Genomic DNA, 25,719 nt, shown 5'->3' with positions numbered 1-25,719 from the left:
CAACGGTACCGGCGGGTCGTGGGAGCCACCGGGGAGCGACCGCGATCGTCACGCGATCGTGACCTCGCCGGAGGCCACCAGCCGCGGTGCCGTAGGGTCGATCCGGCGCAGGTCGGGGCATCCTCCTGGCTGCCGCCAGCCCACCACACCCACGGCGTTCAGCGAGGAGCATCATGGCCGAGCACGACATCAAGAAGGGGCTCGCGGGCGTCTACGCCGACACCACCGAGATCTCGAAGGTCAACCCCGAGACGAACTCGCTGCTGTACCGCGGCTACCCCGTGCAGGAGCTCGCCGCGACGCAGCCCTTCGAGGCGGTCGCCTACCTCCTGTGGCACGGCGAGCTGCCCACCGAGGCCGAGCTCGCCGCGCTCCGCGACCGCGAGCGCGAGCTGCGCGCCCTGCCCGACACCGTCAAGCAGGTCATGGACGCGCTGCCCGAGACCGCGCATCCCATGGACGTCGTCCGCACCGCCGTGAGCATCGTCGGCGCGAACGACCCGAAGGCCGACGACCCGGAGGCCGACCTCGAGAAGGCCTTCCGCCTCTACGCGGTGCTGCCGGCGATCGTCGCCTACGAGCAGCGTCGCCGCAACGGCCAGGCGCTCGTGCCGCCGCGCGCCGACCTCGACTACGCCGCGAACTTCCTCTGGATGTCGTTCGGCGAGGAGGCCCACCCGACGGTCGTCGACGCCTTCAACCAGTCGATGGTGCTCTACGCCGAGCACTCCTTCAACGCCTCCACGTTCACGGCGCGCGTCATCACCTCGACGCTCGCCGACCTGTACTCGGCCGTCACGGGCGCGATCGGCGCGCTCAAGGGCCACCTGCACGGCGGCGCCAACGAGGCCGTCATGGACGTCTTCCGCGAGGTCGGCTCGGCCGATCGCGCCGACGCCTGGATGCAGGAGGCGCTCGACTCCAAGCGCACGATCATGGGCTTCGGCCACCGCGTCTACAAGAACGGCGACTCGCGCGTGCCCACGATGCGCGCGGGCCTCGTGCGGCTCGTCGAGCACTACGAGGCGCAGGAGGTGCTCGACATCTACGACGCGCTCGAGCAGGCCATGGCCGACCGCAAGCCCATCAAGCCCAACCTCGACTTCCCGTCCGGCCCCGCCTACGCGCTCATCGGCTTCGACGTGCCGATCTTCACGCCGCTGTTCGTGGCCGCGCGCGTCGTCGGCTGGACGGCGCACATCGTCGAGCAGCGCGCCGACAACGCGCTCATCCGCCCGCTCTCGGAATACATCGGCCCCGCCGAGCGTCATGTCGAGGGCGTCTCGCAGGCAGACCTGCCCGAGGACACGTCCACCATCGAGGAGGAAGCATGACCATCTCCACGCTCACGCTGAACGACGGCCGCACCATCCCGCAGCTCGGCTTCGGCGTCTTCAAGGTCGACCCGGCCGAGACCGAGCGCATCGTCACCGACGCGCTCGAGGCCGGGTACCGGCACATCGACACCGCCGCCATCTACGGCAACGAGGAGGGCGTCGGCGCGGCGCTCGCGAAGTCGGGCATCGCGCGCGACGAGCTCTTCGTCACGACGAAGCTCTGGAACGACCGCCGCGGCGAGGCAGAGGCCCGCGCGGCGCTCGGCGAGAGCCTCGAGAAGCTGGGCCTCGACCGCGTCGACCTGTACCTCATCCACTGGCCGACGCCCGCCAACGGCAGCCCCGTGGAGACCTGGCAGACGCTCGCGTCGCTCCGCGACGAGGGCCTGACGACCTCGATCGGTGTCTCGAACTTCGACGAGCGCTACCTGCCCGAGATCCTCGAGACGGGCATCGTGCCCGCCGTGAACCAGATCGAGCTGCATCCGCAGTTCCAGCAGCGCGCCGCCACCGAGCTCTCGGCGCAGCACGACGTGAAGATCGAGGCCTGGGGCCCGCTCGGCCAGGGCAAGGTCGACTACGCGTCGACCGTCGTCGGCGAGATCGCCGAGCGCCACGGCGTCTCGTGGGCGCAGGCGCTCATCGCCTGGCACCTGCAGTCGGGCCGCATCGTGTTCCCGAAGTCGAACCGCCGCGAGCGCATGGAGGAGAACCTCGCCGCCGCGTCGGTGCAGCTGACGGCCGACGACCTCGCGGCGATCGACGCGCTCGACCAGGGCGCGGCGGGGCGCGTCTCGGCCGACCCGGCCGAGGTCGCCTGACCGATCCAGCACGCTCGACGCCCCCGCCGATCGGCGGGGGCGTCGTCGCGTCCCCGCTCGATCGGGCGGAGCGGGGCGCGAGCCGCGCAGTGCGCCTCGCGGCCCGCGCAGCCCCACCGGGCGCGCCGATCGCGCGCCGGGGTCAGGGCCAGGTGGGCGGCCAGAACCGGAAGCGCATCGCATCGGCGGGCAGCCACATGCCGTAGGCGACCGGCGCGTACCAGAGCAGGGCGAGCACGCTGAGCAGCAGGAGCAGCGCGATGACGGCCCAGCCGGCCGCGCGGCGCTGGAGGGACTCGTGCGCCTCCAGGCCTGCGGCATCCGGCACGGCGCGCTCGAGGTCGCGCTCGAGCGCCGTCGGGGCGACGGCGACGAGCCGCCGCGGCCCCACGAGCTGCTGCAGCGCGAGCGCGAGCCCGATGACGAGGAACGGCAGGAAGACGATCGCGTAGAAGAAGAAGATCGTGCGATCGGGGAAGGCGAGCCAGGGGGCGTAGCCCGCGAGGACGCCCACGAGCACGAAGCCCGCGCGCCGGTCGAGCGCGCGGCCCAGGTGGAAGAGCAGGAAGCCGAGCGCGACGACGGCGGCGTACCAGACCACCAGGTTCGGCAGCGCCGTGATCCACCACACCGAGCCGTCGGCCGACTCGCTCTCGAACGCGGTCGGGCGGCCGAGCCACAGCCACTGGATCGCGGGCGACTCGTAGGCGTGCTCGCTGGTGAGGCCCACGTGGAAGCCCAGCTGCTGCGCGTGGTACGCCCACAGCGCCTGGAGGCCCAGCGGCACCCAGGCGAGCAGGCCGGTCCAGCGCAGGTCGGGACGGTCGACGAGCAGCTGCGAGCCCCAGCCTCCGTCGAACCAGCCGGCGTAGGAGGCGACGTAGACGACCACGACGGGCACGACGAGCAGCACGAAGCTCACGGGCGCCTGCGTGAGGAGCGTGCCGATCCAGGGGTGCCGGAAGCCCGCGCGGCGCCGGTCGAGGACGTCCATGAGCACCGACCAGAGGCCGAAGGCCGCGACGAAGGCGGCCCCGGACCACTTCGTCGCGCACGCGGCGCCGAGCAGCACGCCCGCCACGACGAGCCACGGCCGCGACCACATCGCCGCGCCGAACCTGCGCGGCGCCGCCGCGAGGGCCCGCACCGTGCGCGCGGGCGAGCCCCTGCGGTCGAGCAGCAGCGCACCGGCGCCCGCGAGTACGAGCGTCGCGAGCACCCCGTCGAGCAGCGCCGTGCGGCTCATGACGATCGCGAACCCGTCGATCGCGAGCCAGAGCGCCGCGAGCGAGGCGAAGGCGACCGACCGGGTGAGGCCGCGCGCGATCGCGTAGGTGAGCGCGACGAGCAGCACGCCCATGATCGCGGTCGGGAGGCGCCACATCGCGGGGTCCGCGATGCCGAACGCCGCCATCGCCGCACCGATGATCCACTTGCCGAGCGGCGGGTGCACGACGTAGTCGGCGACGGTCGTGAGGCCGCTCGCGTCCCCCGCCTCGAAGCGCGCGTTCGCGTCCTCGGTCCACTCGCCCTCGTAGCCGAGCTGCCAGGTGGAGAAGGCGTCCTTGACGTAGTAGGTCTCGTCGAAGACGAGGATGGGGGGATGCCCGAGGGCGGTGAGGCGCAGCACCGCCGCGAGCGCGACGATCGCGAGCGGCGCGCCGACCTCGAGCCGGCGCACGACCGCGGGGCGCGAGAGCGCGGCCTCGACGCGGCCGAAGCGCTCGGCGACTCGGTCGAGGCGCTCCGACGCGCGCGATCGCCGCGGAGCCTCGGCGGCCGGGGCATCGGCGACGGCGACGCCCGCGTGCTCCGGGGCTCCGGCGCCCTCGCGGTCGCGGCCGTCGTCGGGGTCGCGGTCGCCGGGGTTCGTCACCGGGCGATCATCCCAGACGCCGCTTCCGCGTCCGCCGCGCTGCGCGGTCCGCGCGCCCGCCGCGCGGCTGCGCCTCGCTACCATCGGCGGCGTGATCATCCTCGGCGCGACGCCCATCGGCAACCTGGGCGACGCGAGCGGCAGGCTGCGGGAGGCGCTCGCGAGCGCGCCGGTCGTCGCGGCCGAGGACACCCGCACGACGCGCCAGCTGCTGCGCGCGCTCGGGATCGACGCGCAGCCGCAGCTCGTCGCCCTCCACGAGCACAACGAGGCCGCAGCCGCCGTCGGGCTCGTCGAGCGAGCGCGCGAGGAGGACGTCCTCGTGCTCACCGACGCGGGCATGCCCACGGTCTCCGACCCCGGGTACCGCCTCGTGCAGGCCGCGGTCGCCGCCGACGTCGCGGTCACGTGCCTGCCGGGGCCCTCCGCGGTGCTCACGGCGCTCGCGCTCTCGGGCCTCGCGACCGACCGCTTCGCCTTCGACGGCTTCCTGCCGCGGAAGGGCGCCGAGCGCGACCGCTACCTGACGGGCGTCGCGCGCGAGGAGCGCACGCTCGTGCTGTTCGAGGCGCCGCACCGGCTCGCGGAGTCGATCGAGGCGATCGGCCGCGCCATGCCCGGCAGGCCGATGGCCGTCTGCCGCGAGCTCACGAAGCGCTTCGAGGAGGTGCGCCGCGGCACCGCGGCCGAGCTCCTGCCGTGGGCGCAGGCGGGCGTGAAGGGCGAGATCGTGCTCGTGCTCGCCGGGGCGGAGCCCGTGCTCGCCGACGAGGCGGCGGCCGTCGCGCAGGTGCTCGCGCTCCGCGCCTCCGGGATGCGCCTGAAGGACGCGGCGGCCGAGGTCGCGGAGGCGACGGGCCACGCGCGGAACGCGCTGTACCAGGCGGCGCTCGCGGCGCCGCGGCCGTAGTCGGGCGAAGCACGGCGTCACATGCGCCGCGGCCTCCGTAGGATTGGGGGCATGCCTGCCCGCTTCACGGTGACGACGCCGATCTACTACGTCAACGACGTGCCCCACATCGGCCACGCCTACAACGAGGTCGCCACCGACGTGCTCGCGCGCTGGCACCGGATGCGCGGCGACGACACCTGGATGCTCACGGGCACCGACGAGCACGGCCAGAAGATCATGCGCACCGCGGTCGCGAACGGCACGACGCCGCAGGAGTGGACCGATCGGCTGGTCGAGTCGGCCTGGAAGCCGCAGCTCGAGCTGCTCGACATCCAGAACGACGACTTCATCCGCACCACGAGCGAGCGCCACAAGGCGGGCGTGCGCATCTTCCTCGAGCGGCTCAAGGAGACCGGGTACATCTACCACGGCGAGTTCGAGGGCCAGTACTGCGTGGGCTGCGAGGAGTACAAGACCCCGAACGACCTCGTGCCCGGCACGGGCGAGTACGAGGGCCAGCAGGTGTGCGCGATCCACTCGCGCCCCACCGAGACGGTGCGCGAGGCCAACTACTTCTTCAAGCTCTCCGAGTTCGGCGACCGCCTCCTCGCGCTCTACGAGGAGCGGCCCGACTACGTGCAGCCCGAGCACGTGCGCAACGAGGTGCGCCAGTTCGTCAAGCAGGGCCTCACCGACCTGTCGATCAGCCGCAACACCTTCGACTGGGGCATCAAGGTGCCGTGGGACGAGACGCACGTCGTCTACGTCTGGTTCGAGGCGCTGCTGAACTACATCACCGCGATCGGCTACGGCGTCGACGACGAGCGGTTCGAGCGCCGCTGGCCGGCCACGCACATCGTCGGCAAGGACATCGCGCGCTTCCACGCCGTCATCTGGCCGGCGATGCAGATGGCGGCGGGCCTCCCGATCTCGGACCACGTCTTCGGGCACGGATGGCTGCTCGTGGGCGGCGAGAAGATGTCGAAGTCGAAGGCGACGGGCATCGAGCCGCGGCAGATCACCGACGTCTTCGGCGTCGACGCGTTCCGCTACTACTTCATGTCGGCGATCGCGTTCGGCTCCGACGGCTCGTTCTCGTGGGAGGACCTCGACGCCCGCTACCACGCGGAGCTCGCGAACGGCCTCGGCAACCTCGCCTCTCGCGTCATCGCGATGGTGCACAAGTACTGCGACGGCGTCGTGCCGGAGGCCGCGCCGGACGCCGAGATCGCGGCGCTCGCGGAGCGGGCCGTCGAGACCGCGGAGGCGGCGATCGACCGCTTCGCGATCGACGAGGCCGTCGACGCCGCGATGGGCATCGTCGAGCGCCTGAACGGCTACATCACCGAGCAGGCGCCGTGGGTGCTCGCGAAGGACGACGCGCAGCAGGAGCGCCTCGCCGCCGTCCTCGCCTCGAACGTGCACGGCATCGGCACGGCAGCCATCCTGCTCGCCCCCGTGATGCCCACGACCGCGCAGCGGCTGTGGGCCGCCGTGGGCGGCGAGGGCGAGGTGACGGCGCAGCCGATCCACGAGGCCCACCGCTGGCAGGGCACGGGCCGCGTCACGACCGTGCCGCCGCTGTTCCCGCGGATCGAGCAGGCGACGCCCGCGAGCTGACGCGCGGCCGGTCGAGGCGCGCGGCGCGGCCGCGCGCGTCGCGACGCCCCGTGCCTAGGGCACGTCGAGCGTCGTGCGCTCGCCGCCGAGGTCGACGACGACCTCCTGCGGCCGGTCGCCGCCCGGCAGCGGGTAGGTCGCGACGGTCGCGCCGCCGCTGCACGCGGATCCCGGCTGCACGAGCATCTGCACCGTCCAGGTCGCGGGCTCCTGCACGATGCGGCCCAGGAGCGGCTCGCAGCCCTCGCGGGCGGGCAGCGCGAGCACGAGGAACCCGGAGCGCTCGACGAGCGCAGGGCCGTCGTCGACCGCGGAGGGCGGCACCGAGGGGTCCGCCGACGATCCCGGGCCCCCGACCTCGCTCGGCTGCGGATCCGCCTCCGCCCCGCCGTCGGCGTCGGACGCCGACGGCGCGGGATCGGCGGGCGTCGACGCCCCGGGCGTGGAGGAGGGGGTGCCGCCCGCCCACGGCGCCTCGTCGACGGCCGTGGGGGTCGTGGGGTCGAAGAGGCCCGGCGCGCAGCCCGCGAGCACGAGTGCGGGGAGCGCGAGGGCGGCGGCGAGCGCGAGGCGGCGGGGCCTCATGGCGCCGGCAGCGCGATCGTCGACGGCGCGTCCTCGATGCCCCCGACCAGGATCTCGAGGCCGCCGGAGGCGTCGGCGCCGTCGGGCACGCGGAGCTCGTAGGTGCGCGCCTCGTCGGGCGCGGGGCACGGGCCCGCGCCCGCGACCAGCTCGACGGCGATCTGCGAGGCGCTCACGGCCTCTGCGCCGAACACGCTGGGGATGCAGGTCGAGGAGGCGGGCACGGTGAGCGTGAAGGTGCCGGGCTCGGCCGTCCACATCGCGATGGCCCCGCCGCGGAGCACGTCGTCGATCGACGCGCCGCTGCCGGCGGGCACGCCCGCGACGCCCGAGTCGAGCGAGAGCGCCTGCTGGTCCATGGCCGCCGAGCTCTCCGCCGCGGGCTCCTGCGCCGTCTGCGGCGCCTGGGCGCTGCCGCCCGGATCGACGGGCGCGGCGCCGCCGGTCGGCGAGCAGCCGGCGAGGGCGAGCGCCGCGGCGAGGGCGACGGGGAGCGAGAGGCGGTGGAGCATGCCGCAGGATCCTCCTGTGGGGTGGGGTCGCTCCATCGTGGCACCGGATCCGGGGTGCGCGCTGGACGCCGCCTCAGCCTCCGCTCATCGTCGGCGCTCCTAGGCTTGTGGCATGGCCACGAGCGACGACGGAACCGCGCCCCTCACCGACGCCCCGACGGCGGCCGTGCTCCCCGGCGGCGAGTACATCCGCGAGCGCTTCGACGACGGGCGCCGCGACCGCACGCGGCCGCCGCTGCCGGAGCCGCTGGGCGTCGCGACGTACGACAACCACGCGCACCTCGAGATCCGCGACGGCGAGGCCCCCGCCTACGGCGAGGCGCTCGCGCTCGCGGCCTCCGTGGGCATCGCGGGCGTCATCCAGGTGGGCGGCGACGTGGAGTCGTCGATCTGGTCGGCCGCGCTCGCCGCGCAGGATGCGCGCGTGCTCGCGGCCGTCGCGATCCACCCGAACGAGGCGCCCGGCTACGCCGAGGCGGGCACGCTCCTCGAGGCGATCGCCACGATCGACGGGCTCGCCGCGCAGCCGCGCGTGCGCGCCGTCGGCGAGACGGGGCTCGACTTCTTCCGCACGGGCGACGACGGGCGCCGCGCGCAGCACGAGTCGTTCGAGGCGCACATCGACGTCGCGAAGCGGCACGGCGTCGCCCTGCAGATCCACGACCGGGATGCGCACGACGAGGTGGTCGAGACGCTGCTGCGCGTCGGGGCGCCGGAGACGACGGTGTTCCACTGCTTCTCGGGCGACGAGCACCTCGCGCGCGTCGCGGCCGAGCACGGCTGGTACCTCTCGTTCTCGGGCACCGCCACCTTCTCGAGCGCGAAGAACCTGCACCGGGCGCTCGAGGTCGCCGACCGCAGCCGCATCCTCGTCGAGACCGATGCGCCGTTCCTGACGCCCACGCCCTACCGCGGCCGCCCCAACAGCCCCTACCTCGTGCCCGTCACCGTGCGCGCGATCGCGGAGCGGCTCGGCATCGAGGCCGACGAGCTCGCGGCCATCACGGCCGAGAACACGGTGCGCGCCTACGGCAGCTGGGACTGATCGCGGCGTCCGCCGCGCGGGCCGCCCGCGCGAGGTGCAGGCGCCGACGACGGCGCCGACCCCGGTGATCAGGGGAGCACGGCCTCCGGGGCGACCGTGAGCTCGACCACCTGGTCGTCGGCGGGGCTCAGCCCCTCGACGCGCACGTCGACCGGGCCGCTCGCGTCGACCTCGACGGGGAAGGTCCAGCCGTAGACGCGGAAGTCGGCCGTGCAGGAGATCGCGGCGAGGTCGGGCGCCTCGAACTCGACGACGATCGTGCCGTCCTCGACCTCGGCCGACTCCGGTGCGGGCACGCAGGCGCTCGAGCCGGACCCGCCGATGAAGACGGCGAGCGAGGTGCCCGGCTCCGCCCACATGGCGGCGGCGCCGTCGGTCGAGACGGCGTCCATGACGTCGAGCCCCGCGAGCCGGTCGTCGGGGATGGGCGTGCCGGCCGCGTCGTCGTCGCCGTCGTCGGTGGGCGCGGGCGGCGCCGTCTCGGTGGGCGCGATCTCGGTGGGCGCGGGATCGGCGGTCGTGGTGGGCGCGGTCGTGCCGCCCGGCTGGGCCGAGGCGCAGCCGGTGACGAGCAGGGCGAGCGCGGCGGCGGCCGCGAGGCCGAGGTGCGTGGTGCGCATGGCGCCTCCGTCCAGGGTGCGCCGTCGTGGCGCGGTGTGCGTGGCCTCCCATCGTGCCGCTGCGGCCTGGAGGGCGACTGGGCGGCGGGGGAGCGCGGGCGGGGAGCGGCCCCGCCCCGCGTAGGCTTGCCGCGTGAGCGACGAGACGATCCCGGCCCGCGACGCGCGGGCCGCCGATGCCCTCCTGGGCGCCGCCGAGATCCGCCGCCTCGCGGCCTCGCTCGACCTCACGCCCACGAAGCGCTGGGGCCAGAACTTCGTGCACGACGCCAACACGGTGCGCCGCATCGTCCGCACCGCCGACGTCGCCGGCCTCGACGTCGTCGAGGTCGGCCCGGGCCTCGGCTCGCTGACGCTCGGCCTCACGGAGGCCGGCTGCCGCGTCACGGCCGTCGAGATCGACGAGCGGCTCGCGACCCTGCTGCCCGAGACGGTCGGGGCGAAGCAGCCGGAGGCGCGGCTCGAGGTCGTGCACCACGACGCGCTCACGATCGAGGCGCTGCCGCACGAACCGCGCGCGATCGTCGCGAACCTCCCCTACAACGTCTCGGTGCCCGTGCTCATCCACCTGCTCGAGCGCTTCCCGAGCGTCGAGCGGGCGCTCGTCATGGTGCAGGCCGAGGTCGGCCACCGCCTCGCGGCGCAGCCGGGCTCGAAGGTCTACGGCTCGCCGAGCGCGAAGGTCGCGTGGTGGGGGCCGTGGGCGCTCGAGGGCGACGTCTCGCGCCAGATCTTCTGGCCGGTGCCGAACGTCGACTCCGTGCTCGTCGGCTTCCGCCGCGGGCCGTCGATGGGCGACGAGGCGCTGCGCCGCCGGGCCTTCCGCGTCATCGACGCCGCCTTCGGCCAGCGCCGCAAGATGCTGCGGCAGGCGCTCTCGGGGCTCTTCGGCTCGTCGGCCGAGGCCTCCGCGGCGCTCGAGGCGGCCGACGTCGCCCCCACCGATCGCGGCGAGGCGCTCGCCCTGCCCGACTTCATCCGGATCGCGCAGCAGCTGCGCGACTGACCCGCGGAGGACGCATGGCACGGTCGATGGCGCAGAGCAAGGGACCGGAGGCCGTGCGCGCGGCGACGGGCCGCGATCACGAGGGATGGCGGGCGCTGCTGCTCGAGGCCGGCGCGAAGATGTGGCCGCACGCGCGCATCGCCCGCTGGCTCGTCGACGAGCAGGGCGTCGACGGCTGGTGGGCGCAGGGGATCGCGATCGACTTCGAGCAGGCGCACCAGGGCCGCGCTCCCGGGCAGCGCACCGACGGCACCTTCGCCACGAGCCGCACCCGCACCTTCCCCGGCGACCGGCTCGAGGCCCTCGCGCGCGTGCGCGCCGCGATCGAGGCCCAGCACGGCGACGCGCACGGCGAGAGCCTGGCGGCGTCGCAGCCGAACGTGCGCTGGCGGCTCGCGGACGGCACGCGGCTCACGATCGCCGCGCAGGCGCCGAACGCCTCCGGCACGCCCGTCGCCGCGACGCTCGAGCGGCTGCCCTCGCAGGCGGCGCTCGAGCCGGCGCGCGCCGCGCTCGAGGCGCTCCTCGACGCCGTCGGCTGAGCTTGACCGCGACGCGGCCCGGCGTCGTCACGGCCGGCTCCGGGTGTCCCCCACCCAGGGCGCGTGCAGGAGGGCATGCCCGATCCAAGTAGGGTCGAGGCGTGGTGAGAGGGAGCACGGTGCGGGCCAAGGCGCCCGGCAAGATCAACGTCTTCCTCGGGGTGGGCGCGCTGCAGGACGACGGCTACCACGACGTCGCCACCGCCTACCAGGCCGTGAGCCTCTACGAGTTCGTCGAGGCCGCGCCGGCCGACGACTTCTCGGTGCGCTTCTCGGGCCCCATCGCCCACGAGGCGCTCTCGACCGGCGCCGACAACCTCGCGATCCGCGCGGCGATGGCGCTCGCGCGGCGCGGCCGCGTCACGACGGGCGTCTCGCTCTCGATCGAGAAGCACGTGCCGATCGCCGGCGGCATGGGCGGCGGCAGCGCTGACGCCGCGGCCACGCTCGTCGCGTGCGACGAGCTGTGGGGCCTGCACCTCGGCCGCGAGGCGCTCCACGAGATCGCCGCCGAGCTCGGCGCCGACGTGCCCTTCGCGCTCGCCGGCGGCACCGCCGTCGGCACGGGCCGCGGCGACCGCCTGAGCCCGGCGCTCGCGAAGGGCCAGTTCCACTGGGTGCTCGCGTACGCGGAGGGCGGGCTCTCGACGCCCGACGTCTACCGCGCGCTCGACGAGCACCGCGCCGTCCACGCCGCCGACATCGCGCCCGCGCACGACGTGCCGGTCGTCGAGGCGCGCGTGCTGCAGGCCCTGCGCGCGGGCGACGCCTCGATGCTGGCCGACGCGCTCCAGAACGACCTGCAGGCGCCGGCGCTGCGGCTCATGCCGCGCCTCTCGGGCACGCTCGAGCTCGGCGAGCGCTCCGGCGCCCTCGCGGGGATCGTCTCGGGCTCCGGCCCCACCGTCGCGTTCCTCTGCGACGACCTGGAGTCGGCGATCGAGCTGCAGGTCTCGCTCTCGGCCGCGCAGCTGCGCGCGGTGAAGGTCACGGGCCCGGTCGGCGGCGCCCGCCTCTGCGACTGACGCGCCGGGCCGGACCTCGCGGCGCCTGCCCGCGCGGCGCCTCCCCGCGCCTCCGATCCCCCTCTCCCGTCGCTGAGTGGCGACATCTGGCGCTGAGTGGCGCCGAATGGTCGTCATTCGCCGCCGCAGTCGACCGATCGCCGCCACTCGACACCATTCGCCGCCACTCGGCAGGGCGGCCAGGGCGGGCGGCCGGGGGGAGGGGGCGGAGGGCGGCGCGGCGGGGGAGTGGCGCGGCGGATGGGAGGATGGAGTCGACATGGCACATCTCCTGGGGGCCGAGAAGGTCGGGCTCGCATTCCCGACGCGCACGGTGTTCGACTCCATCTCGCTGGGGCTCGAGGACGGCGACCGCATCGGCATCGTCGGCCGCAACGGCGACGGCAAGTCGACGCTGCTCCGCATCCTCGCGGGCACGCTCGAGCCGACGAGCGGCCGCGTCACGCGCCGCGGCGGCATCCGCGTGGGCGTGCTCGACCAGCGCGACACCCTCGACGGCGACGCGACCGTGGGCCACGCGGTCGTCGGCGACCGCGACGAGCACGACTGGGCGGGCGACGCCCGCATCCGCGACGTCATCGCCGGCCTCGTCGGCGACCTGCCCTGGGACGCCCGCGTCGGCGACCTCTCCGGCGGCCAGCGCCGCCGCGTCGCCCTCGCGCACCTGCTCGCGGGCGACTGGGACGTGCTCTTCCTCGACGAGCCCACCAACCACCTCGACGTGCAGGGCATCGCCTGGCTCGCCGACCACCTGAACGCCCGCTACGCCACCGGCCGCGGCGCCTTCGTCGCCGTCACGCACGACCGCTGGTTCCTGGATGCCGTGTGCACGGGCACGTGGGAGGTCCACGACCGCATCGTCGAGCCCTTCGAGGGCGGCTACGCGGCCTACGTCCTGCAGCGCGTCGAGCGCGACCGGATGGCCGCCGCGAGCGAGGCGAAGCGCCAGAACCTCATGAAGAAGGAGCTCGCGTGGCTCCGCCGCGGCGCCCCCGCCCGCACCTCGAAGCCGAAGTTCCGCATCGACGCGGCCACGCAGCTGATCGAGGACGAGCCGCCCGTGCGCGACCCGATCCAGCTCGCGCAGCTCGCGGCCACGCGCCTCGGCAAGGACGTCGTCGACGTGCTCGACGCGGGCGTCGAGCTCGGCGGCAGGCGGATCCTCGACGACGTCACCTGGCGGATCGCGCCCGGCGAGCGCGCCGGGATCCTCGGTCGGAACGGCGCCGGCAAGTCGACGCTGCTCGCGCTCGTCGCCGGCCGCCTGCAGCCCACGAGCGGCCGCGTGAAGACCGGCTCGACCGTGCGCATCGCCGAGCTCACCCAGGAGCTCGCCGAGCTCGCCGAGCACGAGGACGAGCCCGTCCGCACCGTCGTCGGGCGCCTCCGCACGAGCTACGAGACCGGCGGCAAGGAGCTGAGCCCCGGCCAGCTGCTCGAGCGCCTCGGCTTCCGCTCGGGCGAGCTCTCGACGCTCGTCAAGGACCTCTCGGGCGGTCAGCGCCGCCGCCTGCAGCTGCTGCTCATCCTGCTCGACGAGCCGAACGTGCTCATCCTCGACGAGCCCACGAACGACCTCGACACCGACATGCTCGCCGCGATGGAGGACGTGCTCGACTCCTGGGCGGGCTGCCTCATCGTCGTCAGCCACGACCGGTACCTCATCGAGCGCGTCACCGACGTGCAGTACGCCGTCGTCGACGGCTCCCTGCGGCACGTGCCCGGCGGCGTGGATGCGTACCTCGCGCAGGCCGGGGAGGCCTCCGTCGGCCGCCGCGCGGCCCAGCCGCAGGACGCGGCGACGCCCGAAGCGGCGGCCGCCGCGGCACCGGGCCTCAGCGGTGCCGAGCGCCGCGCGCTCGAGAAGGAGGCCGCGAGCCTCGACCGGAGGCTCGCGAAGGCCACCGAGGCGCAGGCGGAGGTCGTCGCGCGCTTCGAGACCGCCGACCACGGCGACTACGCGGCGCTCGCGGCGCTGCAGGCCGAGCTCGCGGCCGCCCAGGAGCGCGTCGGCGCGCTCGAGGAGCAGTGGCTCGCCGCGCACGAGGCGCTCGAGGGCTAGTCCGGCTGCGCCTGCCCGGTCGGGGCGGGATCCGGGGCGGCGCCGTCCGCGTCGCGCCGCCGCTGCTGCACGTCGGGGTGGGCGGCGACGAGGAACGACCACGGGTCGCCCTCGGCGGAGTCGCGCGAGCGCAGCCACTCGAGCAGCTCGCCCGCGCGGCGCTCGTACTCCGCGTGGTCCTCGGCGCTCAGGCGCACGCCGAGGCGGCTGACCTCGAGGTCGCCCGGCTGCACGCCCTGGATCTCCTCGAGGAAGGTCTGCACGAGCACGGGGCCCACGAGCGGCGCCTCCGAGCCGTGCCACGTGAGGCCCGTGGCGCGGTAGGGGATCTCCTTGGCGCCGCGCGCGCCGGCGCGCGGCTCCTCGGCGACGAGGAAGCCGACCTCGACGAGCGACTGCACGTGGTGGTGCATGGAGCCGGGGTTCATGCCGAGGGCCCCGGCGAGCTCCTTGTTCGTGCGGGGCTCGTGGAGGCACAGGCGCAGGATGCGCCAGCGCAGCGGCGAGGCGAGGGCGCGGGCCTTGGCGGTGAGCTCGGTCGCGCCGGGCTGCGCAGCATCCGTCATGGGCCCAACCTACCGCGCCCGGGAACGCGATTGGGAGAACCCAATCGCAGTGCTACGCTCGCCTCGTGACCGTCCCGCACGAGCCCATCGCGCCCCCGGTGCCCGACCACCGCGGCCTCTGGCGCGAGCCCGGCTTCCCCGCGTTCTGGCTCGGCCAGGGCCTCAGCCAGCTCGGCGCCCAGTTCGCCGCGATCGCCATGCCCATCGTCGCGGTCACGATGCTCCACGCGACCGACGCGCAGATGGGCTTCCTCCACGCCGCCGAGACCGCCGCGTTCCTGCTCGTCGGCCTCCCCGCGGGCGCCTGGCTCGACCGGATGCGCAAGCGCCGCGTGATGATCGCCGCCGACCTCGTGCGCGTCGTCGCCGTGGCGACGATCCCGCTCCTCTGGATCGCGGGCATGCTCGAGATCTGGCACCTCTTCGTCGTGGGCGCGGTCGTCGGCGTCGCGACGGTCTTCTTCGACGTCGGCTACCAGTCGTTCGTGCCGGTCCTCGTGCGCGACGAGCACGTCGGCCCCGCGAACGGCGCCCTCGAGGCCACCGCGCAGACCATGCGCCTCGGCGGCCCCGCCGTCGCGGGCGGCCTCCTCGCGGTGCTCTCGGCGCCGCTGCTGCTGGCGGCCAACGCCCTCGGCTTCCTCCTCAGCGCCCTCAGCCTGCTGCTCGTGCGCGATCGGGAGCAGGTGCGCCCCAAGCACGAGCGGCAGCACCTCGTGCGCGAGATCGGCGAGGGCCTGCGCTTCGTCGCCCGCACCGACTTCCTCGTCCGCATCGTCGGCACCACCGCGCTCACGAACCTCGGCTCGACGATCGCGATGACGCTCTCGCCCATCCTCATCCTGCGCATCCTCGGCCTCGACCCCGCCGTCTACGGCCTGCTCCTGACGCTCGGCGCGCTCGGCGGCCTCGCGGGCAGCCTGCTCGCCACCCGCATCGCCCGCCGCATCGGCGAGGGCCCGGCCCTCAGCATCTCGACGCTCGTCTTCTGCGGGTCGGCCGCGCTGCTGCCGCTCGCGGCCATGCTCCCGGGCGCGGCCGTGCCGCTGCTCGTGGCGTTCGAGGTGCTGCTCGGCTTCGGCGTGCTCGTCTACAACATCGTCCAGGTCACCGCCCGCCAGCGGATCTGCCCGAAGCCGCTCCTCGGCCGCATGAATGCGTCCATCCGCTTCGTCGTCTGGGGCGTCATGCCCATCGGCGCGCTCGTCTCCGGCTGGCTCGGCACGGTGCTCGGCACGGTGCCCGCGATCTGGATCGGCACGGTCGTCGCGATCCTCGGCGCCCTGCCGCTGCTGCTGAGCCCGTACGCCCGGATGCGGCAGCTGCCGACCCGGCCGACCGAGCGGCCCGTCGCGGCCGCGTGAGCGCACGCAGCCTCCGGCGGCTCCCGGAGGCGGCGTGCGCCCCGGCCCAAGGTCGAGCGGATACAGTGGCGACGACCTGCGACGGCCGCGCGATGCGGCGCGTCGCACCGTGACCCGGCAGGAGGGGCGCCGATGGCGGAGCAGACGATCCTCGTCGTCGACGACGACCCCGCGCTCGCCGAGATGATCGGCATCGTGCTGAGCGCCGAGGGCTACGGGCTCGAGTTCTGCGCCGACGGCGGCGAGGCGATCGACCGCTTCCACGAGGTGCGCCCCGACCTCGTGCTGCTCGACCTCATGCTGCCCGGCAAGGACGGCATCCAGATCTGCACCGAGCTCCGCGAGGAGTCGGGCGTGCCGATCATCATGCTCACGGCGAAGGGCGACCCCACCGACGTCGTCGTGGGCCTCGAGTCGGGCGCCGACGACTACATCGTGAAGCCCTTCAACCCGAAGGAGCTCGTGGCGCGCATCCGCACGCGCCTGCGGCCCACCCGGGAGGCCGCGGCGTCCACGCTCCGCGTCGCCGACCTGGAGATCGACGTCGAGGGGCACCAGGTGCGCCGCGAGGGCGCGCCGATCGCGCTCACGCCGCTCGAGTTCGAGCTGCTCGTCACGCTCGCCTCGAAGCCCAAGCAGGTCTTCTCGCGCGAGATGCTGCTCGAGCAGGTGTGGGGCTACCACTACAAGGCCGACACGCGCCTCGTCAACGTGCACGTGCAGCGGCTGCGCTCCAAGGTCGAGCGCGACGTCGACAACCCCGTGGTCGTCACGACCGTCCGTGGCGTCGGCTACCGCGCGGGCGCCCCGCAGGGCTGAGCCGTGGCCGCGCCGCGCCGCTGGTGGCAGCGCGCCACCCACGTGCTGCGGCGGAGCCTGCAGGCGCGGGTCGTCGCGGCCAGCATGCTGCTGTCGACCCTCGCGCTCATCGGCGTCTTCGGCTACATGTCGGCCTCGGTGGGCTCCAACCTCTTCGAGACCCGGCGCGACGAGGCGATCGTCGAGGCCTCCCGTGCCTCGAGCGAGATGCAGCGGATCTTCTCGGAGGCCGTGACGCAGAACCTCACCTCCGGCGAGATCGACGCGCTCCAGGACCGCGCGCTCGACGCCGTCACAGGCATCATCTCGAGCCGCTCCGCGACCGAGTACGCCATGCTGCGCTCGGAGGCGCAGGCCGACACGATCCTGACGATGAACGACGTGCAGTCGCAGGGCTTCGACGCCGACCTGCTCTCGGGCGAGCTGCGCACCGCGGTCGCCGCGAGCGCCGACTCGCCCTTCTACCAGTCGGTGCGGCTGCAGGGCGAGGGCGCCGCGGAGCCGGCGATCGTGGTGGGCACGACCGTCGACGTGCCGCTCGCCGGCCGGTACGAGCTGTACCTGCTCACGAGCCTGCAGGCCACGCAGGACACGCTCTCGTTCATGCAGCTGACGATGGTGCTCGGCGGCGTCGCCCTCATCGGCCTCATCGGCGCCATCACCTGGTTCGTCGCGCGCATGGTCGTGGGGCCCGTGCAGACCGCCGCGGAGTCCAGCGCGCGCATCGCCGCTGGCCAGCTCTCGGTGCGCATCCCCGTGCACGGCTCCGACGAGCTCGCCACGCTCGCGCGCTCCTTCAACGACATGGCCGACTCCATCTCGCGGCAGATCACCGAGCTCGGCACGCTCTCGACGGTGCAGCAGCGCTTCGTCTCCGACGTCTCGCACGAGCTGCGCACGCCGCTCACGACCATCCGCCTCGCGGGCGACGTGCTGCACGACCGCCGCGAGGCCTTCGACCCCGTGGCGGCGCGCACGGTCGAGCTGCTGCACACGCAGATCGAGCGCTTCGAGCAGCTGCTCGCCGACCTGCTCGAGCTCAGCCGCTTCGACGCGGGCGCCGCGCAGCTCGAGATCGAGCCGACCAACCTCGTGCGGCTCGCGGAGGGCGAGATCGACGCGGTCGAGCCGCTCGCCGCGGAGCGCGGCACCGAGCTGCGGCTCGTCGCGCCCGGCGGGCACTTCGAGGCGGAGGTCGACCCGCGCCGCATCCGCCGCATCCTGCAGAACCTGCTCGGCAACGCGATCGACCACGGCGAGGGCCGGCCCGTCGTGGTGACGGTCGACTCGACGTCCGAGGCGGCCGCGATCGCCGTGCGCGACCACGGCGTCGGCCTGACGCCGCAGGAGGCGGAGCGGGTCTTCGACCGGTTCTGGCGGGCCGACCCGTCGCGGCAGCGCCGCACGGGCGGCACGGGCCTCGGCCTCTCGATCAGCCGCGACGACGCGGCCCTCCACGGCGGCTGGATCGACGTCTGGTCGGAGCCCGGGCGCGGCACGGCGTTCCGGCTGACGCTGCCGCGCGCGGGCGCGACCGCGATCGTCTCGCCCATCGAGCTGCCGCCGGCCGACACGGCCGCGATCGCGCTGCCCGCGCTGGGGCCGGCGCCCGAGCCGGAGCCGACCGACACCGAGGCGATCGCGCTCGTCGACCCGACGATCGCCACGACGACCGAGGAGGTCGAGCGATGAGGCGCGCCCTCGCGATCCCCGCGGCCGTGCTCGCGGCGCTGCTCGCGGGCTGCGTCGCGATCCCCGACTCCGGCCCGGTGACGGAGGGCGTCGTCGACACGAGCGTGCAGTCGAGCGACCTCGTCTTCCTCGCGGAGGAGCCGACGCCCGGCGCGACCCAGGAGGACATCATCCTCGGCTTCCTCGAGGCCGCGGTGAGCCCGGTCGACGACTTCGCCATCGCCCGCGAGTACCTCACGACCGAGGCCGCGGGCGCGTGGGACCCGGGCGCCGGAGTCGTGGTCCGCTCGGTGCCGCCGGAGGTGACCCTGACGGGCGAGGCCGCGGCCTCCGCGGTCGTCTCCGCGGTGTCGGTCGTCGACGGCACGGGCGCGGCCCGCGTCGCGGAGGGCGAGCGGATGCTCGAGTTCCGCCTGCTGCGGGTCGGCGGGGAGTGGCGCATCGCGCAGGCGCCGGACGGCATCGTGCTCTCGAGCTTCCACTTCGGGCAGCTCTTCCGCTCGCACGCCCTCCACTGGCTCACCGCCGACGGCACGCGCGCCGTGCCCGACGTGCACTGGTTCGAGCGCACGGCGGCGACGCTGCCCGAGCGGATCGTCGACGCGCTCCTCGCGGGACCGCCCTCGTGGCTCGCGCAGGGCGTGCGCACCTCGGCAGCGGCGGACATCGACCTCGTGGGCGATCCCGAGATCGACGGGCCGACGGCCACCCTCACGCTGCCGTTCTCGCAGGTGCAGCAGCAGGGCAACGGCAGCCTGCAGCCGCTCGCGCAGCAGCTGCAGCTCTCGCTCCGCAGCGTCGGCGTGCGGGAGGTGCGGCTCGAGGTCGTGGGCCTCGACGGCTTCGTCATCTCGAGCGACGACGCGCCCGCGCTCGACGAGGGCGACGTCGACCAGCGGCCGCTCGTGCTCGAGGGCGCGAGCCTGCGCGCGGTCGGAGCGGGCGCGGCGACGATCGACGACGTCGGTCCCGTGCTCGCGAGCATCGGGGCCACGAGCTTCACGGTGGGGGAGTCCGGCGGCGTCGCCCACACGGGCACGACCGCCGCGTGGATCGTGCCCGGCGCCGAGCCGGTCGTCATCGCCACCGACGCCGCCGTCGTGCCCACGGTCGACGACTCCGGCTGGGTGCTCCTGCAGGAGCAGGCGGCGCCGCAGCGCCTCGTGGCGTGGCGCGACGGCGAGCGCTCGGCCGTCGCGCTGCCGGCCGGCACGGGCAGGCTCGCGGCCATGGAGGCTCTCGCGCGACGGCGCGCGGCTCGCGCTCGTCGAGCTCGACGGGGCCGAGAGCGTCGTGTGGGTCGCGGCGGTCGAGCGCGACGCGGCGGGCCGCCCGATCGCGCTCGGGGAGCCCTTCGCCATGCCGAGGATCGACGGCACCGCCTCCGACGTGACGTGGACGAGCGCGACGCAGATCGCGGTGCTCGCGCAGAGCGCCGACGCGCCGCAGGTCGTGCAGCTCACGGTCGGCGGCGACTCGCAGCAGCTGCCGCAGCCCGGGGCGGCGGTGCGCGCGATCGTCGGCGGCAGCGAGGGCACCTCGACCCTGCGGGCGCTCGCCGAGGACGGCTCGCTGCTCTCGCTGCGCGGCCGGGTCTGGAGCCCTGCGGGCGGGCTCGGGCCCGTCGCGCTCGTCGCGACGCAGCAGTAGCGGCGGCCGGGGCGGGCCCTCGGGCCCACCGGGCGGGCCCGGCGTCCACAGGCCCGCCGCCGTCGCGGACGCGGATGGGCGGCCGCGCGCGATGCTCGCGGCATGGATGCGACGCACGTGCGAAGGGTGCTGGCGGCGGCGGTCGCGGAGGCGGCCGCCGTGCTCTGGCCGCGCGCGTGCGCGGGCTGCGGCGCGAGCGACGCGGCGGTGTGCGGCGCGTGCCGCGCGGCCCTCGCCGGACCCCTCGTGCGCGAGCGGCTGGGCGGCCTGCCGCTCGTCGCGGCCGCGCACTACGAGGGCGCCGCGCGGGCGATCGTGCGCGCCGCGAAGGAGCACGGCGGAGGCGCGGAGGCCGCGGCGCTCGCGGCGGGACTCGCGCGCGCCCTCGACGCGGCGACGGGCGCCGACGGCGCCGTGGTCGTGCGCGTGCCCTCGAGCCGCGAGGGCCTCCGCCGTCGTGGCTTCGACCCCGTGCGGCTCGTGCTGCGCCGCGCCGGCGTCGCCGCGCCCGCCCTCCGCCGCGTGGGGCGCGAGGGCACGCAGAAGGGCCGCGCGGCGGGCGAGCGCCTCGCCGCGGCGCGCGGCTCGCTCGCGGTGCCCGCACCGCTCGCGCGGCGGCTCCGCGGCCGCGAGGTCGTCGTGGTCGACGACGTCGTGACGACGGGCGCCACGGCCCTCGAGGCGGTCCGGGCGCTGCGCGCCGCGGGCGCCAGGCCCGTCGCGATCGCCGCCGTCGCGCGCGCTCGGCGGACCGGCGTTGTCACCCTGGCGTCCGCCCAGGGCGACCATGTAGCGTGACCGCACGCAAGTCGGCCCAGCAGCCACTGGCGCCGACGCCGATCCCGATGGGAGGCCACGATGGAGATCATGTTCGGTGCCAAGGGCGCGGACATCACGGACCGCTTCCGCGCCTACGCGGAGGAGAAGCTCGCAAAGGTCGCGCAGCTCCTCCCTCGCGCCACCGCCCTCGACGTCAAGCTCACCCGCCATGCCGTCGCGCACAGCGCGATCGCGGGCGGCCGCGTCGAGATCACGGTGCACGGACCGGGAGCCGTCATCCGCGCCGAGTCCGAGGGGCCCGACAAGTACATGGCCTTCGACGCGGCGTTCCACCGCGTCATGGAGCGCGCGCGCCGCGTGCACGACAAGCGCACCGACCACCGCGGCAAGCGCGCGACGCCGCTGCGCGAGGCCGCGAGCTCCGGCTTCGAGGGCGTCGCGCTCACGGCCGCCGACCCGGCCGTCGTCGAGGCGGTCGCCACGGGCGCCATCCCGATCCAGCCGGCGCACGCGGAGGAGGGCGAGACGTCCTGGTCGCCGGTCGTGATCCGCGAGAAGCGCTTCCCGGCGAAGACGATGTCGGTGCGCGACGCCGTCGACCAGATGGAGCTCGTCGGACACCCGTTCTACCTCTTCGTCGAGGAGCAGAGCGGCGCGTGCGCAGTCGTGTACCGCCGCAAGGGCTGGTCCTACGGCGTGATCACCCTCGAGGAGGAGGCCGGCGAGGCCGCGGGCGCCGAGGAGGAGCGCCGGGCCTCGTAGGCCGAGCCGCCGCGCGCCCTGCCGGCCCTCCTGCCGCGTCAGGGGGTCGGCAGGGCGCGCGTTGGTACAGTGGGCAGTCGGTTGTCGAACCGTGACCTTTTCCCCGATGGACGGAAGGCTCTTTCGTGGCCAACATCTTCGAGACCATGCTGCGCGCCGGCGAGGGCCGGCTGCGCCGCCGACTGGAGCGCATCGCCAACGACGTCGCAGCGCTCGAGGACGCCTTCGAGGACCTGACCGACGAGGAGCTCGCGGCCGAGACCGACGAGTTCCGCGCGCGCCACGCCGCGGGCGAGCCCCTCGACGCGCTGCTGCCGGAGGCCTTCGCGGCCGTCCGCGAGGCGGCGAAGCGCACGCTCGGCATGCGCCCGTACGACGTGCAGGTCATGGGCGCCGCGGCGCTCCACCTCGGCAACATCGCTGAGATGAAGACGGGCGAGGGCAAGACGCTCGTCGCGCCGATCGCCGCGTACCTCAACGCGATCCCCGGCGACGGCGTGCACATCGTCACCGTCAACGACTACCTCGCGAGCTACCAGTCGGAGCTCATGGGCCGCGTCTTCCGCGCCCTCGGCATGACGACGGGCTGCATCGTCGCGGGCCAGAGCCCCGAGGTGCGCCGCGAGCAGTACGCGGCCGACATCACCTACGGCACGAACAACGAGTTCGGCTTCGACTACCTGCGCGACAACATGGCGCACTCGAAGGAGTCGATGGTGCAGCGCGGCCACGGCTTCGCGATCGTCGACGAGGTCGACTCGATCCTCATCGACGAGGCCCGCACGCCGCTCATCATCTCCGGCCCCGCCGCGGGCGAGGCGAACCGCTGGTTCGCGGAGTTCGCGCGCATCGCGAAGCGCCTGCGCGCCGGCACCGACTACGAGGTCGACGAGAAGAAGCGCACCGTCGGCGTGCTCGAGCCCGGCATCGAGCGGGTCGAGGACCTCCTGGGCATCGACAGCCTCTACGAGAGCGCGAACACGCCCCTCATCTCGTTCCTCAACACGGCGCTCAAGGCGAAGGCGCTCTTCAAGCGCGACTCCGACTACGTCGTCATGAACGGCGAGGTGCTCATCGTCGACGAGCACACGGGCCGCATCATGCAGGGCCGCCGCTTCAACGAGGGCATCCACCAGGCGATCGAGGCGAAGGAGGGGGTGCAGATCAAGGCCGAGAACCAGACGGTCGCGACGGTCACCCTGCAGAACTACTTCCGCCTCTACGGCAAGCTCGCGGGCATGACCGGCACGGCCGAGACCGAGGCCGCCGAGTTCATGTCGACGTACAAGCTCGGCGTGGTGCCCATCCCGACGAACAAGCCCGTGCAGCGGCAGGACAAGGCCGACCTCGTCTACGCGACGGTCGAGGGCAAGTTCAAGCAGGTCGTCGACGACATCGCCGAGCGCCACGAGGCCGGCCAGCCGGTGCTCGTCGGCACGACGAGCGTCGAGAAGAGCGAGTACCTCTCGGCCCAGCTCGCGAAGCGGGGCGTGCGGCACGAGGTGCTCAACGCCAAGAACCACGCGCGCGAGGCCGCGATCGTCGCGCAGGCCGGTCGCCTCGGCGCCGTCACGGTCGCCACGAACATGGCGGGCCGCGGCACCGACATCATGCTCGGCGGCAACGCCGAGCACCTCGCGGTCACGCGCATGCAGGAGCTGGGCCTCAACCCGACCGAGACGCCCGACGAGTACGAGGAGCGCTGGGACGAGGTCTTCGAGGCCGTCAAGGCCGAGGTGCAGGCGGAGGCCGAGAAGGTCGTCGAGGCCGGCGGCCTCTACGTGCTCGGCACCGAGCGCCACGAGTCGCGCCGCATCGACAACCAGCTGCGCGGCCGGTCGGGCCGCCAGGGCGACCCGGGCGAGAGCCGCTTCTACCTCTCGATGCAGGACGACCTGCTGCGCCTGTTCGGCGGCTCCGTCGCCCAGCGCTTCCTGCAGGTCGACGCCGACGAGGACGAGATCCCGCTCGAGTCGAAGCTCTTCACGCGCACGATCCGCTCCGCGCAGGGGCAGATCGAGGCGCGCAACGCCGAGATGCGCAAGAACGTCCTGAAGTACGACGACGTCATGAACCGCCAGCGCGAGGCGATCTACTCCGACCGCCGCCACATCCTCGACGGCGACGACCTGGCTGGCAAGGTGCAGGGCTTCCTCGAGCAGACGATCCGCTCGATCGTCGCCGAGCACACCGCCGCGAGCGACAGCGACGACTGGGACCTCGAGGCGCTGTGGACCGAGGCGCGCACGATCTACCCCGTGGGCATCACGATCGACGAGGTCGTCGCCGAGGCGCGGCCGCGGCTCACGCAGGACTTCGTCGAGGAGCAGCTGCTCTCGGACGCCCGGATCGCCTACGAGAAGCGCGAGGAGGCGCTCGGATCGAGCGCCATGCGGCTCCTCGAGCGCCGCGTCGTGCTCTCGGTCATCGACCGCAAGTGGCGCGACCACCTGTACGAGATGGACTACCTGCGCGAGGGCATCGGCCTGCGCACCATGGCGCAGCGCGATCCCGTGGTCGAGTACCAGAACGAGGGCTTCGCGCTCTACCAGCAGATGATGACCGCGATCCGCGAGGAGTCGGTCCAGTTCCTCTTCAACCTCGACGTCAAGGTGCAGCAGGGCGCGCCGAGCGAGGCGCCGGCCATCGAGGGCGGCGGGCTCGACGAGGTCGAGGACGACGCCTCGAAGCTGACGTACACCGCTCCCGACGAGGACGGCTCCGCCTCGGTGCACGACGCGAAGGGCCGCGAGCTCTCGGGCGCGCAGGCCGCGAAGGCCCGCGGTCGCTCGGGCAACCCGGCGGTCGCGGCGCAGGCCGAGCCCGCGGGCGCGGCGCAGCCCGCGCAGCCGGCCGGCAACCGCCAGCAGCGCCGCGCGGCCGCCAAGCAGGCCCCGAAGGTGGGCGCGTTCGGGCAGGCGCAGTCGCAGGACGACGAGCGCTGACCTCCCGCTGAGCCGAGATGCCGGGCCCTCCGGGGCCCGGCATCGGATCTAGCGGTCGAGCGACTGCAGGCCGTTCCAGGCGGTGACGCCGAGGGGCGGGCCGTAGGCGCCGGAGTCGCCGCCGTTCGAGTAGACGGCCACGACATGGCCGGCCCCCGTGGCGGGGTCGAGGTTCGAGACCCAGCCGGAGCCCGAGGCGCCGTCGCCCATCTCGCACTCGGCGCCGTAGTTCGCGTCGCCGCCCGCGCCGTAGTCGACCTCGTCATCGGCGCAGTGCCGCAGCACCTCCGCGTCGAAGTCGTCGTTGCCGGGGTAGCCGGCGATGACGACGCCGTTGGTCTCGGCGGTGAAGCTCACGCCCTGCCCGCCCGCGACGTCCTCGAGCGTGCGGCCGTCCTGCGGCGCCACCCGCACGAAGCCGAAGTCGAAGCCCATCCAGCCGTCGTCGTCGGCGCCGTCGAGCCAGCGGTCGTTGGCCTCGAGGTACTGCTCCGGCACCCACCAGTCGGTCGCCTCCCAGACCCCGAGCGGCGACTCGCCGCGCTCGTAGGCGGGGCTGAAGCGGATGCGGTCGAAGTACTCCCGGGTGTCGTCGTCGAAGATGCAGTGGGCCGCGGTGAGCACGATGAGGCCGGTCGCGCTGTTGATCACGGTGCCGGAGCACGTGTAGGCGTCGGAGCCGCTCTGCATCTCGAGGCGTCCGGTCGTCGTGAGCAGCAGGTCGCCGGAGCCGACGTGCTCGGTGCCCGGGCGCAGCTCGTCGCCCGCGTCCGTCGCGGGGAGCGCCGCGCCGGGCTCGACGATGGGCGTGCCCGCCGTGGGCGGCAGCACGACGTCGACGGCGGCGTCGGGGGAGTAGCCGTCGTCGGTGATGGGCGGGAAGCCCGCGTAGAGCTCGCCCGTGTCGGCGGCGGTCGCGTCGACGTCGGTGACCGGCGCGTCGGGCTGCACGGCCTCGATGTCCGGCCCGCCGTCGGTGTCGCCGCGCGTCGGCTGCGGCACGGGCGTCGAGGTGGTGCGGGGCAGGCTCGCGGGCCGTCGGCAGCGGCGGCGGCAGCGGGATGCAGCCGCTGAGCGCGACGACGGCGACGAGCGATGCGGCGACGGCGGCCGCGCGGGCGATGCGCATGGGTCCTCCTGGCGGGCGGCCCAACGCTAGGCCGTGCCGCCCCGGGAACGCTGGGAGCGCGGAGGCGCG

The 25,719-nt window shown here is 74.5% G+C and carries 22 protein-coding genes; 16 read left to right on the top strand and 6 right to left on the bottom strand.

The window, feature by feature from the left end; all coding sequences use genetic code 11:
• The first annotated feature begins 173 nt into the window (after positions 1 to 173).
• Positions 174 to 1,334, top strand: a complete 1,161-nt coding sequence (locus OVA14_RS01405; protein ID WP_267504545.1) for a bifunctional 2-methylcitrate synthase/citrate synthase — start codon at positions 174 to 176, stop codon at positions 1,332 to 1,334.
• Positions 1,331 to 2,158 (top strand): aldo/keto reductase, encoded by an 828-nt coding sequence (locus OVA14_RS01400; protein ID WP_267504544.1) that lies wholly within the window; start codon positions 1,331 to 1,333, stop codon positions 2,156 to 2,158. The genes OVA14_RS01405 and OVA14_RS01400 overlap by 4 nt, the downstream gene beginning before the upstream one ends.
• Positions 2,159 to 2,300: 142 nt before the next feature.
• Here OVA14_RS01400 and OVA14_RS01395 read toward each other — a convergent pair whose 3' ends face one another.
• Entirely contained in the window at positions 2,301 to 4,034 is a 1,734-nt protein-coding gene (locus tag OVA14_RS01395; protein WP_267504543.1) for a dolichyl-phosphate-mannose--protein mannosyltransferase, read from the bottom strand.
• Positions 4,035 to 4,125: 91 nt separating this feature from the next.
• Here OVA14_RS01395 and rsmI point away from each other — a divergent pair, with 91 nt between their 5' ends.
• Together rsmI and metG are read left to right on the top strand one after the other, a co-directional pair.
• Positions 4,126 to 4,944, top strand: a complete 819-nt coding sequence (rsmI, locus tag OVA14_RS01390; RefSeq protein ID WP_267504542.1) for a 16S rRNA (cytidine(1402)-2'-O)-methyltransferase — start codon at positions 4,126 to 4,128, stop codon at positions 4,942 to 4,944.
• A 51-nt stretch (positions 4,945 to 4,995) separates the two neighbouring features.
• Positions 4,996 to 6,546, top strand: a complete 1,551-nt coding sequence (gene metG, locus OVA14_RS01385) for a methionine--tRNA ligase (protein ID WP_267504541.1) — start codon at positions 4,996 to 4,998, stop codon at positions 6,544 to 6,546.
• A gap of 54 nt (positions 6,547 to 6,600) precedes the next feature.
• Here the strand turns inward: metG and OVA14_RS01380 are convergent, their stop codons facing one another.
• Together OVA14_RS01380 and OVA14_RS01375 are read right to left on the bottom strand one after the other, a co-directional pair.
• A complete protein-coding gene (locus OVA14_RS01380) occupies positions 6,601 to 7,131 on the bottom strand; it encodes a hypothetical protein (protein ID WP_267504540.1) in 531 nt (176 codons plus the stop codon).
• Entirely contained in the window at positions 7,128 to 7,643 is a 516-nt protein-coding gene (locus tag OVA14_RS01375) for a hypothetical protein (RefSeq protein ID WP_267504539.1), read from the bottom strand. The genes OVA14_RS01380 and OVA14_RS01375 overlap by 4 nt, the downstream gene beginning before the upstream one ends.
• Positions 7,644 to 7,755: 112 nt before the next feature.
• Between OVA14_RS01375 and OVA14_RS01370 the strand changes: the two genes are divergently transcribed.
• Entirely contained in the window at positions 7,756 to 8,688 is a 933-nt protein-coding gene (locus tag OVA14_RS01370; protein ID WP_267504538.1) for a TatD family hydrolase, read from the top strand.
• Positions 8,689 to 8,756: 68 nt separating this feature from the next.
• Here OVA14_RS01370 and OVA14_RS01365 read toward each other — a convergent pair whose 3' ends face one another.
• Positions 8,757 to 9,308: a hypothetical protein gene (locus tag OVA14_RS01365; protein WP_267504537.1), complete on the bottom strand. Its 552-nt coding sequence runs from the start codon at positions 9,306 to 9,308 to the stop codon at positions 8,757 to 8,759.
• A 133-nt stretch (positions 9,309 to 9,441) separates the two neighbouring features.
• Between OVA14_RS01365 and rsmA the strand changes: the two genes are divergently transcribed.
• The 4 genes from rsmA to OVA14_RS01345 all read left to right on the top strand — a co-directional run bounded on the left by rsmA (position 9,442) and on the right by OVA14_RS01345 (position 13,943).
• The gene (gene rsmA / locus OVA14_RS01360) at positions 9,442 to 10,314 is read left to right on the top strand and encodes a 16S rRNA (adenine(1518)-N(6)/adenine(1519)-N(6))-dimethyltransferase RsmA (RefSeq protein ID WP_267504536.1); all 873 of its coding nucleotides are present in this window, start codon (positions 9,442 to 9,444) and stop codon (positions 10,312 to 10,314) included.
• Positions 10,315 to 10,340: 26 nt separating this feature from the next.
• Positions 10,341 to 10,856 carry a hypothetical protein gene (locus tag OVA14_RS01355; protein ID WP_267504535.1) on the top strand — a complete coding sequence of 172 codons (516 nt, stop codon included), beginning with the start codon at positions 10,341 to 10,343 and terminating at the stop codon, positions 10,854 to 10,856.
• A 101-nt stretch (positions 10,857 to 10,957) separates the two neighbouring features.
• Positions 10,958 to 11,881 carry a 4-(cytidine 5'-diphospho)-2-C-methyl-D-erythritol kinase gene (locus tag OVA14_RS01350; protein WP_267504534.1) on the top strand — a complete coding sequence of 308 codons (924 nt, stop codon included), beginning with the start codon at positions 10,958 to 10,960 and terminating at the stop codon, positions 11,879 to 11,881.
• A 259-nt stretch (positions 11,882 to 12,140) separates the two neighbouring features.
• Positions 12,141 to 13,943 (top strand): ABC-F family ATP-binding cassette domain-containing protein, encoded by a 1,803-nt coding sequence (locus tag OVA14_RS01345; RefSeq protein ID WP_267504533.1) that lies wholly within the window; start codon positions 12,141 to 12,143, stop codon positions 13,941 to 13,943.
• Here OVA14_RS01345 and OVA14_RS01340 read toward each other — a convergent pair.
• Positions 13,940 to 14,509, bottom strand: a complete 570-nt coding sequence (locus OVA14_RS01340) for an ArsR/SmtB family transcription factor (protein WP_267504532.1) — start codon at positions 14,507 to 14,509, stop codon at positions 13,940 to 13,942. The two genes, OVA14_RS01345 and OVA14_RS01340, sit on opposite strands and share 4 nt — an antisense overlap.
• 65 nt (positions 14,510 to 14,574) lie before the next feature.
• Here OVA14_RS01340 and OVA14_RS01335 point away from each other — a divergent pair, with 65 nt between their 5' ends.
• From OVA14_RS01335 to secA, 7 genes are all read left to right on the top strand, one after another.
• The gene (locus OVA14_RS01335) at positions 14,575 to 15,873 is read left to right on the top strand and encodes an MFS transporter (protein ID WP_267504531.1); all 1,299 of its coding nucleotides are present in this window, start codon (positions 14,575 to 14,577) and stop codon (positions 15,871 to 15,873) included.
• A gap of 132 nt (positions 15,874 to 16,005) precedes the next feature.
• The gene (gene mtrA / locus OVA14_RS01330; RefSeq protein ID WP_267504530.1) at positions 16,006 to 16,692 is read left to right on the top strand and encodes an MtrAB system response regulator MtrA; all 687 of its coding nucleotides are present in this window, start codon (positions 16,006 to 16,008) and stop codon (positions 16,690 to 16,692) included.
• A gap of 3 nt (positions 16,693 to 16,695) precedes the next feature.
• On the top strand, positions 16,696 to 18,384 hold the full coding sequence (gene mtrB, locus OVA14_RS01325) for an MtrAB system histidine kinase MtrB (RefSeq protein ID WP_267504529.1): 1,689 nt from the start codon (positions 16,696 to 16,698) through the stop codon (positions 18,382 to 18,384).
• Between the two features lie 681 nt (positions 18,385 to 19,065).
• On the top strand, positions 19,066 to 20,034 hold the full coding sequence (locus OVA14_RS01320; protein ID WP_267505462.1) for an LpqB family beta-propeller domain-containing protein: 969 nt from the start codon (positions 19,066 to 19,068) through the stop codon (positions 20,032 to 20,034).
• 102 nt (positions 20,035 to 20,136) lie between these two features.
• A complete protein-coding gene (locus OVA14_RS01315; RefSeq protein WP_267504528.1) occupies positions 20,137 to 20,832 on the top strand; it encodes a ComF family protein in 696 nt (231 codons plus the stop codon).
• Between the two features lie 60 nt (positions 20,833 to 20,892).
• Complete coding sequence (hpf, locus tag OVA14_RS01310; RefSeq protein ID WP_267504527.1) at positions 20,893 to 21,576, top strand: ribosome hibernation-promoting factor, HPF/YfiA family; 684 nt, start codon at positions 20,893 to 20,895, stop codon at positions 21,574 to 21,576.
• Between the two features lie 125 nt (positions 21,577 to 21,701).
• Entirely contained in the window at positions 21,702 to 24,521 is a 2,820-nt protein-coding gene (gene secA, locus OVA14_RS01305; RefSeq protein WP_267504526.1) for a preprotein translocase subunit SecA, read from the top strand.
• Positions 24,522 to 24,569: 48 nt separating this feature from the next.
• Here secA and OVA14_RS01300 read toward each other — a convergent pair whose 3' ends face one another.
• Complete coding sequence (locus OVA14_RS01300; RefSeq protein WP_267504525.1) at positions 24,570 to 25,523, bottom strand: trypsin-like serine peptidase; 954 nt, start codon at positions 25,521 to 25,523, stop codon at positions 24,570 to 24,572.
• Between the last annotated feature and the right edge of the window lie 196 nt (positions 25,524 to 25,719).

Source organism: Agrococcus sp. SL85 (assembly GCF_026625845.1).
Classification (GTDB): Bacteria; Actinomycetota; Actinomycetes; order Actinomycetales; family Microbacteriaceae; genus Agrococcus.
This window is presented reverse-complemented; position numbering and strand designations above follow the sequence as displayed.

Excerpts from the sequence above, each read along its gene's own strand:
- OVA14_RS01345 (WP_267504533.1), top strand. The coding sequence starts at position 12,141 with ATGGCACATCTCCTGGGGGCCGAGAAGGTCGGGCTCGCATTCCCGACG.
- OVA14_RS01315 (WP_267504528.1), top strand. The coding sequence starts at position 20,137 with ATGGATGCGACGCACGTGCGAAGGGTGCTGGCGGCGGCGGTCGCGGAG.
- OVA14_RS01400 (WP_267504544.1), top strand. The coding sequence starts at position 1,331 with ATGACCATCTCCACGCTCACGCTGAACGACGGCCGCACCATCCCGCAG.
- OVA14_RS01380 (WP_267504540.1), bottom strand. The coding sequence starts at position 7,131 with ATGAGGCCCCGCCGCCTCGCGCTCGCCGCCGCCCTCGCGCTCCCCGCA.
- mtrA (WP_267504530.1), top strand. The coding sequence starts at position 16,006 with ATGGCGGAGCAGACGATCCTCGTCGTCGACGACGACCCCGCGCTCGCC.
- metG (WP_267504541.1), top strand. The coding sequence starts at position 4,996 with ATGCCTGCCCGCTTCACGGTGACGACGCCGATCTACTACGTCAACGAC.
- OVA14_RS01365 (WP_267504537.1), bottom strand. The coding sequence starts at position 9,308 with ATGCGCACCACGCACCTCGGCCTCGCGGCCGCCGCCGCGCTCGCCCTG.
- OVA14_RS01340 (WP_267504532.1), bottom strand. The coding sequence starts at position 14,509 with ATGACGGATGCTGCGCAGCCCGGCGCGACCGAGCTCACCGCCAAGGCC.
- OVA14_RS01355 (WP_267504535.1), top strand. The coding sequence starts at position 10,341 with ATGGCGCAGAGCAAGGGACCGGAGGCCGTGCGCGCGGCGACGGGCCGC.
- OVA14_RS01375 (WP_267504539.1), bottom strand. The coding sequence starts at position 7,643 with ATGCTCCACCGCCTCTCGCTCCCCGTCGCCCTCGCCGCGGCGCTCGCC.
- hpf (WP_267504527.1), top strand. The coding sequence starts at position 20,893 with ATGGAGATCATGTTCGGTGCCAAGGGCGCGGACATCACGGACCGCTTC.
- OVA14_RS01370 (WP_267504538.1), top strand. The coding sequence starts at position 7,756 with ATGGCCACGAGCGACGACGGAACCGCGCCCCTCACCGACGCCCCGACG.
- OVA14_RS01405 (WP_267504545.1), top strand. The coding sequence starts at position 174 with ATGGCCGAGCACGACATCAAGAAGGGGCTCGCGGGCGTCTACGCCGAC.